The organism is Bradyrhizobium sp. 179, assembly GCF_023073535.1.
GTDB lineage: Bacteria > Pseudomonadota > Alphaproteobacteria > Rhizobiales > Xanthobacteraceae > Bradyrhizobium.
Window position 1 is genome coordinate 139032 of sequence record NZ_JADPJR010000157.1, and the last position, 12211, is coordinate 151242.

The window sequence follows — 12211 nt, forward strand, 5'->3', positions numbered from 1 at the left end:
TCAGCTCCCGATGGCGGGCCGGCGCACGGGGCGGCCAGGCCGCGCCGCCACGTCCAGCACGCCATCACTGATCAGCGGCTCGCCGCTGACGATCAGATGCCGCACGCCCTCGGAGGGGCGGTTCATCGCCGTGAAGGTCGCGCGGTCCGAGAGCTTCTCGTAGTCGAACACGACGATGTCGGCATCCGCGCCCCTATCGAGCCGGCCCTTGGCGCGCATCGCCGGCGTGCTCTGCGACAATATCTCCGCGGGGATCAGCGCGCATTTGCGCACGCCTTCGAGCAGCGACACCGTCTTGCGCTCACGCACCCATTCGCGGATGAATTTCGTGAAGCAGCCGGCCGAGCGTGGATGCGAGGTGGCATCATCCGGCAGGGGCCAGGCATCGCCGGTGTAGGTCGAGCCGTCAGGCAGCGTCCACGGCATCGCGTCGGAGGCGATTGCGCCGCCGGGATACAGCACCGAGAGGTCGAGCAGGTCGCGGTGATGCGCATTGTTCTCGGTGTCGAGGATGTGCCAGAGCACCAGCGAGGACGGCTCTTCGGCCTGCGCCTTGAGCAACTCCTCGCGGTCGCGAAAGCGATGGCCATCAGTCACCCGCTGTACCGAATCATAGCCGGTGCCGTTGCGCTCGACGAACTCGGGATCGCTGAAGAAGGCGGCGGCGAGCACGGTCGAGCCGGTGCCGTAAGGATAGGCCTCAACCGTGATCGGCAGGCCCTGCACCTGCGCCTTCTCGACCAGCACGCGGCAGCGCTCGATGTCGGTCTTGCTCGATGAATTAAAATGGCAGATGTGCATGTGCGCGCCGGTGGCGCCGGCATAGCCGATCAGGCGGATATAGGCTTCCGCCGCGCTCTCAGGATCGATGCGCGACATAAAGGCGACGTGGGTGAAGGTCGGCACGTCCTTTGCAGCCGCGAGCTGGCAGACCGCAGTGAGCTCCTGCACCCCGGCGCCGGGCGCATAAGCGTTCAAGATGCCGATGCCGATGCCGCCCTCGTTGAGGCCGCGCGAAAGGCGATCGAGGATGCCGGCGACCTCCGCATCGGTCGCGACGTTGTCGATCCAGCGGCGGTCGCGCATGGCATTGCCGAAAGCCTCCAGCGAACTCTCCGCATTAGAGCCCGTCATCGCGCCGATGCGCGCAAATGCCCAGTTAGCGGCGGCGCCGTAATTCAGCACGCGCCCCTTCCTGGCCTGGCGTTCATACCAGGATGCGACCGGCAGCACGCCCGCCTCGAGATCGAGCGTCGTCGTCACGCCGTCGAAGGCCTGCATGCGGTCGGCCGGGACCGACTGGCCATGCGCGTGCAGATCGATGAAGCCGGGCGCGACCACGAGGCCGGTCGCGTCGATCACCCGCTCGGCGCTGCCGAGCGAGGCGCCGACCGCGGCGATCCTGCCGTCCACCACCGCAACGTCGCCGATGGCGTCCATTCCGCTGGCGGGATCCACCACCCGACCGCCAGAGATCACCAAGCCGCTCATGTCGAAACTCCTCCGCGCTGATATCGCATCAAGGCAGATTCCGCGGGCAACGACCACCTCCACCGAGGCCGACGCATCATGCTTCCACGGAAGGTCGTTGACAGGAGATCACGGACGCGCGCTTGCAGCCCCGCGGCATGTTGTGCCCGAGCTGTGCTCTCCTCTTCAACCCTCTCGGAGGAAAGGGCGCAGGGAAGACCGGGCGCCGGCTGGCACCCATAAGACCCCTGCGCTGAACGAATGCACACGCAATGCACAGGGGAGACACAGGGCAGCCGAAACCAGGCCTTCCCTGCGCGATGGTTTGACGGCCTATGCCGCGCTCTCCCGGGAGCCGAATTCGTTCTGGCCTCCCTCGCCCTCGCAGAAGTCACGGACACCGCGCCGGTTGACGCCAATGCCGCATCCGCAAGAGCTTGACCGTAGCAACGACGGCCAGGACCACACGGTTTCGCCGTACGCGAGCCATCCGGCTCCGCCAAAAGGCCTCGCCGGACATGGGCGCCGTCCGTCTTCGCAGGACGTGCCATGCTCACGAGGTTCATCTCGCCCTGCACGCACAAGCCCGCCTTTAACGCCGCCCGCGTCCACCGCAACTCCAGCCCGCGTTCGTGACGACGTACGACCGCCCCTTTGGTGGGCTGGAATGGGCGACACATACGACAAATCCGAATTTCGGTAAAGTGGAATATTTTTGCAAGGAAGGCTTGACGCCAATTTCGCTGTTTTGCCCGACGTCAGTGGGTCCCATCCGAGCCGCCGCCGATACCGCGCGACGGCCCGGCAATTTTTACGACCGGCGCTAGGTTGCTATGCCGCAAGGGTGTCGGCCGGTCATCATTGAAACGACGCCAGCCGGTTCCAGAACTTCACGGGACGGCTCGCACGTCCTGCGGCGGCGGACGCGAACGCCATGATCATACAGCCAATCGCGAAGCGGCTCCGCCGTCTTCTCGCCTCCATTGTCATTCAGGGAGCTAGCCGGGGCGGCGTTACGGTGGGCAAAGTTCCCAAAGGTTCCTGTGATCATCCGACGTCTCCTGCAACGCGACTCGCATCATGCTGTTTCCCGCCGCGCTCTGCTCGGCGGATTTGTGTCGGCAGGGAGTGCCCTCGCGCTCGGCGGATGCGCCGGCTTGGGTGCGACCGGCGCGCGCTTCGACGCCTCGTCCCTTTCTATCGACCCCACATTGCTTGTTACCACCACGCGCAAGCCCGTGAGCGGCGGTCGCACGAAACCCTGGTTCGGGCCGGAGCGCGCGACCAGCATGACGGTCGCGCGGGCGAAGCTGGTGGCGCCGGACGAAAGCCGTCTTTCTCTTGCCTCTGTTGGACTTGGCGATTGGCGCGTGGATCGGGTCGAGCCGGTGTCGGCCGACCTTGCCGATCTCGTTGCGCAGGCCGGCGGAGGAGACGTGCTGATCTATGTGCACGGCTTCAAGCAGACATTCGAGACGGCGGTGCTGGACGGCGCCCATCTCTCCGATGGGATCAAGTTCCGCGGCCGGACCATGGTGTTCTCCTGGCCCTCCAAGGCAGGATTGTTCGACTATGCCTATGACCGCGACAGCGCGATGTGGTCTCGCGACGATTTCGAACGCGTGCTCTCTGCGCTGGTGTCGGCTCCAAGCGCCGGTCGAGTGCACATCGTTGCGCACAGCATGGGAACCATGCTGACGCTCGAAAGCCTGCGTCAGCTCTATGCCCGCTACGGCGACACCGTTGCGAGCAAGATCGGCTCGGTCGTGTTTGCCGCGCCTGATATCGACATGGACGTATTCTCGTCGGCGATCCAGCGCATCGGCCCGCTCGCCGGCAAGATCACCGTGATTGCTGCGACGAACGATCGCGCATTGGCGCTGTCGGGACAAATCGCAGGTGGAATGACGAGGGTCGGCGCCGCCGAAAAGGCCGCCATCGCGCGGCTTGGTGTGCGCGTGATCGATGCCTCCCAGGAAGGCTGGGGCATCGTCAACCACGACCTGTTTCTATCGAATGCGGAAGTGCAGCGGGTGATCCGCCGCTCGATCGACGGCACGACCGCGTAAGGGCGCGCCGTGCCAAGCCACATGAAGAGCTTGCTCAAGCGCTCGTTGCGGCTTCGAGCCGTAAAAACGGCCGATTTTGGAGTGCCCAGCTCGTAGGCAAATGGCGCTCCCTAGGGGAATCGAACCCCTGTTTCAGCCTTGAGAGGGCCGCGTCCTAACCGCTAGACGAAGGGAGCGTGAGGGTTAGCCAATAACCTCGAAATTTGTCCGCCGCAAGGACCCAGCAGCCGTTTTAGGGCTCATTGGCAAATTTCAACATTCCGGCCGGTTTCAAGGTGTGGGCATCGAAGGTGCGGAGCTCGGTGACGCCGCCGATGTCCAGTGTGACCACGAGGCGATCGCCCGCCACGCCGGTCGAGACGATCCTGGCGCCTTTCGGCAGGGTAGCGATGACGTCGCCGGCCACCTCGACCGCCCTTCCCTCCGACTTGAAAAGACGGTAGCCCACCGCGATCAGGACGGCGCAGATCGCCAGCGCCGTGGTCAACCCCGCGATCAGCATCATCCGCCGCACCCGCGCGAACAGCGCGGCCTGCTCGGGGGTCGGTTCGGGAACAGCGGTTTCGGTCGTCATGGAAAGCTCGGGCTCTGCGCAAAGGTTGGAGGTTGTCGTCGCCGGCGACGAGGGCTCGGCCCGGCTCGACCGCGTGCTGGCGGCGCACCTTACCGAACTGTCGCGATCGAGGCTGAAAGCCCTGATCCTGGCGGGCGCAGTACACCTGAAGGCCTCCGCGGTCCGCGACCCCGCTTATCACGTCAGTCCCGGCGATACGATCACAATCGACGTGCCGGAGGCGGCGCCGGCGGAGCCGAAAGGCGAGGATATCGCCCTCGATATCGTGTTCGAGGACGACGACATCATCGTCATCAACAAGCCGAAGGGCCTGGTCGTGCACCCCGCGGCCGGGCACGAGACCGGCACGCTGGTGAACGCACTGATCGCCCATTGCGGCGCCTCCCTATCCGGCATCGGCGGGGTGCGCAGGCCCGGCATCGTGCACCGGCTCGACAAGGACACGACAGGGCTGATGGTGGTCGCCAAGAACGACCTCGCCCATGCCTCGCTGTCCGCGCAATTCGCCGACCACGGCCGCACCGGCGAGATGCGGCGCGGCTACATGGCCTTCGCCTGGGGCGTGCCGAACCGGCATCGCGGCACGGTGGACGCGCCGATCGACCGCCATCCGCATGCACGCGAAAAGATGGCGGTGCGCCAGGGCGGCCGCGAGGCAGTGACGCATTGGGAAATCCTGGAGAGCTTTGCCGGCCGCGATGGCAAACCCGTCGCTGCCCTGCTCGCCTGCGAGCTCGAGACCGGACGCACCCACCAGATCCGCGTCCACCTCGCCCATATCGGCCATCCCCTGCTGGGCGACGCGGTCTATGGTCCGCATTTCAAGACCAAGGCGAACCAGCTCGGGCCTGAGTCGCAGGCGGCCTTGACGGCGCTGGGGCGACAGGCCTTACACGCTTACCTGCTAGTATTTGAGCACCCAAGAACCGGAGAATTACTGCACTGGGAGGCACCCCTGCCGGAGGATTTGCTTCTCCTTCAAAGCTGCCTCAAAGCGGCGCTATGACGCAGGCCCCTTCAGAAAGCCTTTACATTACAAAAAGTTATAGCTGCCACACGGGGACGTGACGTCAGCAATCCTTCCCTTTTCGAGCCCCGATAGGCTATATTGCGCCTGCGTTGAAATTGACCCAACGCGGAACATCGCAGCTACGGCCGGCTTTAACACAGCGGTCGTCTGCCTGGCCCGCCGCTATCGGGGGCCTGAACCTTTTGGAGGGCGCACTATGGCCCGTACCGCTGCTTTGCCGGTCCTCAATGGAGAATCCGGCCTTTCTCGCTACCTCGCCGAGATCCGCAAGTTTCCGATGCTGGAACCCCAGCAGGAATACATGCTCGCCAAGCGTTGGCGCGAGCATGACGATCGCGACGCGGCGCACCAACTCGTCACCAGCCATCTCCGCCTCGTGGCCAAGATTGCCATGGGCTATCGCGGCTACGGCCTGCCGATCTCCGAGGTCGTCTCGGAAGGCAATGTCGGCCTGATGCAGGCGGTGAAGCGATTCGAACCCGAGAAGGGGTTCCGTCTCGCCACCTACGCGATGTGGTGGATCAAGGCGTCGATTCAAGAGTACATCCTGCGTTCCTGGTCACTCGTGAAGATGGGCACCACCGCGAACCAGAAGAAGCTGTTCTTCAACCTGCGCAAGGCGAAGAGCAAGATCAACGCGCTGGACGAAGGCGATCTCCGCCCCGACCAGGTCGCGACCATTGCCAAGCGGCTGGGCGTGACGGATCAGGACGTGATCGACATGAACCGCCGTCTCGGCGGCGACGCCTCGCTCAACGCGCCGATCCGCGACGACGGCGAAGCCGGCGAATGGCAGGACTGGCTGGTCGACAATACGCCCAACCAGGAAGCCATGATGGCGGAGCACGAGGAGTATGATCACCGCCGTGACGCGCTGAACGGCGCCATGGGCGTGCTCAACCCGCGCGAACGCCGCATCTTCGAGGCCCGCCGCCTCGCCGATGAGCCGATGACGCTGGAAGACCTTGCCGCCGAGTTCGGCGTGTCGCGCGAGCGCGTCCGCCAGATCGAGGTCCGCGCCTTCGAGAAGGTGCAGTCCGCGGTCAAGGGCACGATCGCAAGACAGGAACAGGCTGCGCTGGAAGCCGCGCATTAAGCGGGCTTTGTCGGCGCCAGGAATTGGCGGGTCGAAGAGAGACAAAAGCCGGCGGCAACGCCGGCTTTTTTGTTTGGGGCGGTGCCTTGTTGAGCGGTGCGAAGTGCAGCATCACGCGCGCTGTCATGCGCCGCGCGTGCTGGCGGCAGACGGGCCGGCGGAAGTGCCGCAGCGAGCGGGATTGATGCACGATCGGGCGCTCACTCCCCCCAAACCCTCGCCAGCGTCGCGAGCCAGCAGCCTTCGCAATAGCGGGCGTCCTTGTAGTCGATCCAATTGTGCGCGTAGACGCGATCGGCCGGGATGCCGTAGCGCGTGCGCAGCACCGTAACCAGGATCTTCCAGGCTGCGACCTGTGCCTCGGTCGGCCCGGCCGCAACGTCAGGATAATTGCCGGCGAACTCGACGCCGATCGAATTGTCGCGCACGATCTGGCGATAGGTCGACCTGTTATCGATGTATTTGTTGTCGTTGCGGTTGGCGCCGTCGCCATGGGTCGGCACCAAATTCTCCGCCACCGCCCAATAGACCGTGCCGTCGGTCTCGACCCACACCGTGACCCCGCGCCGGGTCGGGTTCTTCGCCTGCGCCAGCGCGCCGCCCCGCGCCGAACCGGCGGGCCCCTCGGTCTGGTGCACGATGATGTTGCGCCAACGGTTTGCGCTGTCGACGTCGCGCCATGGCGCAAGCCACACGATCTTCAGGCCGGGAATCTCGGGCGTGCCGGAGGCGCGCGCGAGTTTTTCCAGCTCGGCATTCTCAGCGGCGGCGGGGACGGTCAGGTACAGGGCGGCAAGAACGACCGCGAGCAGGCGGGACATCGTGATGCGGGTCCAATGCGACCCCTGATGTAGCACGCCCTTACGCGAAGTGGTGCGCGGCCTCACCGGGACCGATCGGCTCGGGCGAGAGCGGCGGGGCCGGATCGTAGACGGCAAGATCGTTCTTGCCGTTCTTCTTGGCAGCGTAGAGGGCGTGGTCGGCATGCGCGATCAGGCGGTCCGGGAATTGACCGACGCCGCGGTCCCACTGTGCAACCCCAATCGAGATCGCGATCGGAATGTCGCGGCCGGTGCAGGCCGCGGCGTCCTGACGGCAGACCTCGAGCACGCGGCGAGCGATCGCGGCAGCCTCGCGCAGCGACGACGACGGCAGCACGATGCAGAACTCGTCGCCGCCGGTACGAGCCAGCATGTCGCCGGGCCTTAGGCGCGTCTGCGCCATCAGCGTGAAGTGCTTCAGGCAGGCGTCGCCCGCGGCATGGCCATGCGTGTCGTTGATGGTCTTGAAGCCGTCGAGATCGATCACCAGCAGCGAGAACGGCGCGCCGCCGCGCTCCGAGCGGGCGCATTCCTCGGTCAGGCGCTGCAGCAGATGCCGCCTGTTGGCGACGCCGGTGAGATCGTCGAGCAGCGCGAGGTCGGCAACCTCGTTGCGCAAGCTGTCCATTGCCAGCAGCAGGAAACCGAAATTCAGCGTCATCGACAGGAACAGCAGCCCCAGCACCATGACGGCATGGGTCTGGCCGCCGGCCCGCGCCGAGAGATCGTGGCCGAGCAGATTGCCCACCATACGGGCGAACAGGATCGCGATGATGCCGAGGATGACGATGCCGGACAGCCGCGCGCCGGGGCTGACACGCCCCTCCGGCGACAGCAGGAGGCGCAGCGCCAGCACCAGCGGCAAGGCCTGGCCGAGCGTGTAGCTGAGCATGCGCAGCTGCATGTGCTCGAAGCTGACTGTAAAGACCATGACGCCGGTGAGGCTCAAGCCTCCCGTTGCGGTCATGAGACGCCACGAGACCGGCCGGTCATAGAAGCGCTGAATGCCCATGGCGGCGAGGCAGCTCGCGGCAATGACGCCGGCTGCGCCGAGCAGAAGCGGCAGGGGCGAGGCGACGAACAGACGGATCAGGGCCGTCATCGCGCCGGCGGCGCCGACGAAGGACGAGGCCATCCAGAATCGCGCGGCTGCGAATTTCGGATAGGAGCGCGTCACGTAGGCCCAGATCACACCGAGCGCCAGGAAGTTGACGACGAAGACCGTCCACAATGTCGGTACGTTCAGCATGGCGCGTGCGGCACGCGCAGCGTCGCGCCCCCCGTCCCTGGCAGCCGTCCGTCCATCACCCATCCCCGTTTTCTTCCGGCGACAATGCGCGAGTTGCGCTTAATGGAGTCTCACTGCGACTCTTGAAAACGCGCCTTTGGTTTTGGATTCATGAACGGCGCCTGGCTGTTGTCGGATCGTTAAGCCTGTCGCAAGCGACGGTGCGCCGACGCGGCGATGCGGATTCGCGCAGCAAAATCACCTGAAAATGCATCTGAGCTGTGGATAACACGATGACACAGATGTGACGGCACGGGGCAGAGGAGCGCGAATCTGCTGAGTTTGTCGTCGAGGATGTTGCGAGGCTGGCCCTCCGCCGAGCATCCCTCGTGTCGCGTTCCCACCATTAAACCCTAAGAGGATACTATGGCTAAGAAAGCGAAGAAGGCGGCGAAGAAGAAGGCGAAGAAGGCCAAGAAGGCGAAGAAGAAGTAACGCAGCTTCTTTTTCTTTGCCCGGGTGGAGCCTCGCTCCGCCCGGGCGTCGGGCAAGATCGAGAGTTTGAAGGTGGCGGGCGCAAGGCCCGCTTTTTTATTGGGAGAAAGAAAGACTACCGCTCCGCGAACGCCAGCTTGGCGCCGAGTGCGGCAAAGCCGGCGGCGAAGCTGCGGCGCAGCCAGGCCATGACGCGGGGCCGGGAGATGACGCGCTCGCGCACCGAGGCGGCGCAGAGGCCATAGACGACGAACACCGCAAAGGTCATCGCCATGAAGGCGCCGCTCAATTCCAGCATCCGCGCCAGCACATGGGCCTCGTCGAGCGCGATGAACTGCGGCAGGAAGGCGAGGAAGAAGATCGACAGTTTGGGATTGAGGATGTTGATCAGGAAGCCGGTGACGATGACGCGGCCGCTCGACCGCTCCTTGATTTTGCCCTCGACCGCGAGCGCACCTCGCTCGCGCAGCGCCTGCCAGGACATGTAGAGCAGATAGGCGACGCCACACCATTTCAGCGCGGCGAAGGCAAGCGCGCTGGTGTGGAGCACCGCGGCAAGGCCGAGCATCGCCGCCATCATGTGCGGCACAATCCCCAGCGTGCAGCCGAAGGCCGCGGCGATGCTGGCGCGCGAGCCGCGGGTGAGCGCCGCCGCCAGCGTGTAGAGCACGCCTGTGCCGGGCGAGGCGACCACCATGAGCGAGGTGAGCAGGAACGACCAGGTCATGATTGGACCTTATCACCGCGCCTTACGTCGGAAAAGCGATGGTCGGCGACCGCCCTCAGGACAGCTGCGCGATCTCGGCCTCGCGCAACACGTCGAGCGGCGCCCACGGCTTGGCCCAGAACTTGGCACCGTCAGGCAGCGGCTGCATCAGGGGCCGCCCGGAGGTGACGACGACGTCGAGCTTCGGATTATGGCCCTTGGCGAGATGAGCGAGTTCGACCCCGTTCATGCGGCCAGCGAGCTGAACGTCCGTCAGCATCAGGCAGAGTGCGCCCGCATTCTTCTCCAGCACGCGTTCGGCCGCCTCCGCACTCTCGCACTCGTACCCACTTTCCTCGAGGAGAACGCAAAGCATCTCCCGCTGCATGTGGTCGTCTTCGACAATCAGCGCTGTTGCACGAAATGGCTGTGCCTGTCCCATGGAGCGGCTCCCAATGCTTGCTTCGTATCGTATGTTAAAAGCCCAAATCGGCCGTGGTTCAGTTCCATTCTGAAAAAATGTAAATCATAGTTCCCGCTTTCCGGACTGACGGGGAGATCCATGTCTGCGATTCGCGGCGCCGCCGCCATGACCCGAGAACGCGGCGAAGACCACGCCGAAGGATGCCGCCCTGCGCATGAGCCGAGGCATCGAGAGGAACGAGCCCCGCATCCTGATCGGCAACGACGCCCGCTTCATGGATCTGCTCCAGCGCTTCCGCCCGGGCGCGGCGCGACAGCAGCGCGACGCCCCCCGTCACTTGCGAGCGTTAGCCGTGCGCCCCCTCACTGCCCCATCAGCCGATCCGCGAAATACCCGATCGTCTTGCGATAGACCACCGCCCTGTTCCACTCGCGCATTGCCTCGAAATTCGGCGTGCCTTCACCGTAGGGCTGGCCCATCTTGAAGCCGCTGGTGTGGAGCAGGTTCGCAGTCGAGGCGAGCACGTCGGGGACGCTGTGGCGGAGGTCGACGTGGCCGTCGCCGTCGAAATCGACGCCGTATTTGATGTAGGACGACGGCAGGAACTGGGTCTGGCCGATCTCGCCGGCATAGGCGCCGATGAGATCGCGCAGCGGCAGGTCGCCGCGCTGCACGATCTTGAGCGCGGCGAGCAGTTCGCCCTGGAACAGATCGGTACGGCGGCAGTCATGCGCCAGGGTCGCCAGCGTGCGGATCACCGGCAGCTTGCCGGTATCGCCCTTGCCGAAATCGCTCTCCAGCCCCCAGATCGCGACCAGGATGTAGCGGGGCACGCCGAACTTCTGCTCGATCCGCGAGAGCAGCGCGGCATGGCGCTGGAGCAGCGCCCGCCCGCCATTGATGCGGCCGGGGCCGACGCGGGTCGAGACGTACTGTTCGAAGCTCTTATTGAAGGTGTGGCGCTGGCGCCGATCGAAGGCAAGCACGGCGCCATCCTGGGTCACACCGCTGAGCGCCGCATTGGTCACGCTCGCCGAGACGCCGGAGGCTTGCGCCTCCGCGGCCATGCTGGCGACGAAAGCGTTGAAGTCGCCGCCGCAGCGCGCGGCCTGCGCCGACCCACCGGCCAGACAGACGATGGAGGCGGTGGCCAAAGCGTGTCTCAACATACCCTCTAATCCTCTGAAGAATGAGCGCGGAAAGCAGCGCGCGATCATGCCCGGGAACCGAATTCGCGTCAAAGCAGCAAAGCCTCGCCGTGAAGGCGCGCGAGCTTGATCCGCCTCGACATCGTATCCAAGCGACGCGAGATGGACGATTCCGACACTCTCCTCTCGTCTTCCGGGCGGCGTTTAACGAGACGCGCGCAGCGGCCCGGTGACCGCATGATTTATCGCGATAGTGGACCTCGATTCGGCGCTCGCGATCACACATTGCAGGCAGGCGGGAAGACATACAGCCTGGCGCGCCTCGCTGCGAGCCAGTCGCGCTGCATTGCGACGGCCCGAACAATGAACAAAGTGATTTGGTGATCCAAACGATTGTTGCGACGCGCATCAAGTCGGCATGCCGCGGCCAACGCATATCTGATCCGCCCGCTGCGACCTCAACGCCGCCACGATTTGCCTTGCCATCGCATGGCGCCTTCGATAGTCTTCTATTTTAGGTTGTCACCCCGCCAGCCCCGGGCGACACCGAAGACCAAAGATAACTGAAGACTAAAGATCAACGGCGGGCTTCGCGGCCCGCCGTTGATTGGGAGTTCACATCACGCCTGGCACTCCGAGGCAACGACATCTGATCCGGCAGCCGCGGCGGGCACCCTCGCCTTCAATGCATCGCCAACGTCGATAACCGCCGAAGTCATTTGACTGCGGCGCCCTGATCGACGACAAGCCGCCATGGCCAAGAAACCCGGAACCAATCCCAAAGGCGAGTTCGCCTTCTTCAACGTCGTCTATGAGGACGATACCCAGCGCTCCAACCGCCGCGTGCCCACCGAGCTGCTCGGCGGCCTCGACGGCGACGAGCCCGCGCGCGGCTTCATCATGGAGCAGGACCGCGAGATCGCCGAAAAGAGCGGTCGGCCACCGCTCGAGATCAAGCGGATTGAGCGGGTCGGGGTGAAGAAGAAATAGGCAAACATCGCCAGCGCCCCATCTTGCAGACAAGCAGCTGACAGAAGCAGATGACGCTTCTTGGCTGAACGCTGCTGGCAGACAGGCACGAACAAAAACGGCGGGCTTGCGCCCGCCGTTTCGTTCGGATAGATGCCCGGGTCAGGCTGGGGCATGACGA

At 64.8% G+C, this 12211-nt stretch carries 11 protein-coding genes, 1 tRNA gene and 1 pseudogene; 5 read left to right on the top strand and 8 right to left on the bottom strand.

Annotated elements, in window-relative coordinates:
- On the bottom strand, positions 1-1491 hold the full coding sequence (locus IVB12_RS36105) for an amidohydrolase family protein (RefSeq protein ID WP_247307400.1): 1491 nt from the start codon (positions 1489-1491) through the stop codon (positions 1-3).
- 1022 nt (positions 1492-2513) lie between these two features.
- Between IVB12_RS36105 and IVB12_RS36110 the strand changes: the two genes are divergently transcribed.
- The gene (locus IVB12_RS36110) at positions 2514-3539 is read left to right on the top strand and encodes an alpha/beta fold hydrolase (protein WP_247307403.1); all 1026 of its coding nucleotides are present in this window, start codon (positions 2514-2516) and stop codon (positions 3537-3539) included.
- A 101-nt stretch (positions 3540-3640) separates the two neighbouring features.
- Here IVB12_RS36110 and IVB12_RS36115 read toward each other — a convergent pair.
- A tRNA-Glu gene (locus tag IVB12_RS36115) sits at positions 3641-3715 on the bottom strand.
- A gap of 56 nt (positions 3716-3771) precedes the next feature.
- On the bottom strand, positions 3772-4113 hold the full coding sequence (locus tag IVB12_RS36120; protein WP_247307406.1) for a hypothetical protein: 342 nt from the start codon (positions 4111-4113) through the stop codon (positions 3772-3774).
- Between IVB12_RS36120 and IVB12_RS36125 the strand changes: the two genes are divergently transcribed.
- Positions 4112-5119 (top strand): RluA family pseudouridine synthase, encoded by a 1008-nt coding sequence (locus IVB12_RS36125; RefSeq protein WP_247307410.1) that lies wholly within the window; start codon positions 4112-4114, stop codon positions 5117-5119. The genes IVB12_RS36120 and IVB12_RS36125 overlap by 2 nt on opposite strands.
- A gap of 220 nt (positions 5120-5339) precedes the next feature.
- Positions 5340-6239 (top strand): RNA polymerase sigma factor RpoH, encoded by a 900-nt coding sequence (rpoH, locus tag IVB12_RS36130; RefSeq protein WP_157328162.1) that lies wholly within the window; start codon positions 5340-5342, stop codon positions 6237-6239.
- 200 nt (positions 6240-6439) lie between these two features.
- Here the strand turns inward: rpoH and IVB12_RS36135 are convergent, their stop codons facing one another.
- From IVB12_RS36135 to IVB12_RS36150, 4 genes are all read right to left on the bottom strand, one after another.
- Positions 6440-7060: a peptidoglycan recognition family protein gene (locus IVB12_RS36135; RefSeq protein WP_247307413.1), complete on the bottom strand. Its 621-nt coding sequence runs from the start codon at positions 7058-7060 to the stop codon at positions 6440-6442.
- A 40-nt stretch (positions 7061-7100) separates the two neighbouring features.
- Entirely contained in the window at positions 7101-8309 is a 1209-nt protein-coding gene (locus tag IVB12_RS36140) for a GGDEF domain-containing protein (RefSeq protein WP_247307595.1), read from the bottom strand.
- A 589-nt stretch (positions 8310-8898) separates the two neighbouring features.
- Positions 8899-9510 carry a LysE family translocator gene (locus IVB12_RS36145; RefSeq protein WP_247307415.1) on the bottom strand — a complete coding sequence of 204 codons (612 nt, stop codon included), beginning with the start codon at positions 9508-9510 and terminating at the stop codon, positions 8899-8901.
- 55 nt (positions 9511-9565) lie between these two features.
- Positions 9566-9931 (bottom strand): response regulator, encoded by a 366-nt coding sequence (locus IVB12_RS36150; RefSeq protein WP_247307417.1) that lies wholly within the window; start codon positions 9929-9931, stop codon positions 9566-9568.
- A gap of 154 nt (positions 9932-10085) precedes the next feature.
- Between IVB12_RS36150 and IVB12_RS36155 the strand changes: the two are divergent.
- Positions 10086-10217: pseudogene (locus tag IVB12_RS36155) on the top strand (acetoin dehydrogenase); the annotation flags it as partial.
- Positions 10218-10275: 58 nt separating this feature from the next.
- Here the strand turns inward: IVB12_RS36155 and IVB12_RS36160 are convergent.
- Positions 10276-11082 (bottom strand): lytic murein transglycosylase, encoded by an 807-nt coding sequence (locus IVB12_RS36160; RefSeq protein ID WP_247307420.1) that lies wholly within the window; start codon positions 11080-11082, stop codon positions 10276-10278.
- Positions 11083-11814: 732 nt separating this feature from the next.
- Here IVB12_RS36160 and IVB12_RS36165 point away from each other — a divergent pair.
- Positions 11815-12051, top strand: coding sequence for a hypothetical protein (locus IVB12_RS36165; protein WP_247277465.1), 237 nt, complete (start codon positions 11815-11817; stop codon positions 12049-12051).
- Positions 12052-12211 lie beyond the last annotated feature (160 nt).

Excerpts from the sequence above, each read along its gene's own strand:
- IVB12_RS36105 (WP_247307400.1), bottom strand. The coding sequence starts at position 1,491 with ATGAGCGGCTTGGTGATCTCTGGCGGTCGGGTGGTGGATCCCGCCAGC.
- IVB12_RS36125 (WP_247307410.1), top strand. The coding sequence starts at position 4,112 with ATGGAAAGCTCGGGCTCTGCGCAAAGGTTGGAGGTTGTCGTCGCCGGC.
- IVB12_RS36120 (WP_247307406.1), bottom strand. The coding sequence starts at position 4,113 with ATGACGACCGAAACCGCTGTTCCCGAACCGACCCCCGAGCAGGCCGCG.
- rpoH (WP_157328162.1), top strand. The coding sequence starts at position 5,340 with ATGGCCCGTACCGCTGCTTTGCCGGTCCTCAATGGAGAATCCGGCCTT.
- IVB12_RS36135 (WP_247307413.1), bottom strand. The coding sequence starts at position 7,060 with ATGTCCCGCCTGCTCGCGGTCGTTCTTGCCGCCCTGTACCTGACCGTC.
- IVB12_RS36140 (WP_247307595.1), bottom strand. The coding sequence starts at position 8,309 with ATGCTGAACGTACCGACATTGTGGACGGTCTTCGTCGTCAACTTCCTG.
- IVB12_RS36145 (WP_247307415.1), bottom strand. The coding sequence starts at position 9,510 with ATGACCTGGTCGTTCCTGCTCACCTCGCTCATGGTGGTCGCCTCGCCC.
- IVB12_RS36150 (WP_247307417.1), bottom strand. The coding sequence starts at position 9,931 with ATGGGACAGGCACAGCCATTTCGTGCAACAGCGCTGATTGTCGAAGAC.
- IVB12_RS36160 (WP_247307420.1), bottom strand. The coding sequence starts at position 11,082 with ATGTTGAGACACGCTTTGGCCACCGCCTCCATCGTCTGTCTGGCCGGT.
- IVB12_RS36165 (WP_247277465.1), top strand. The coding sequence starts at position 11,815 with ATGGCCAAGAAACCCGGAACCAATCCCAAAGGCGAGTTCGCCTTCTTC.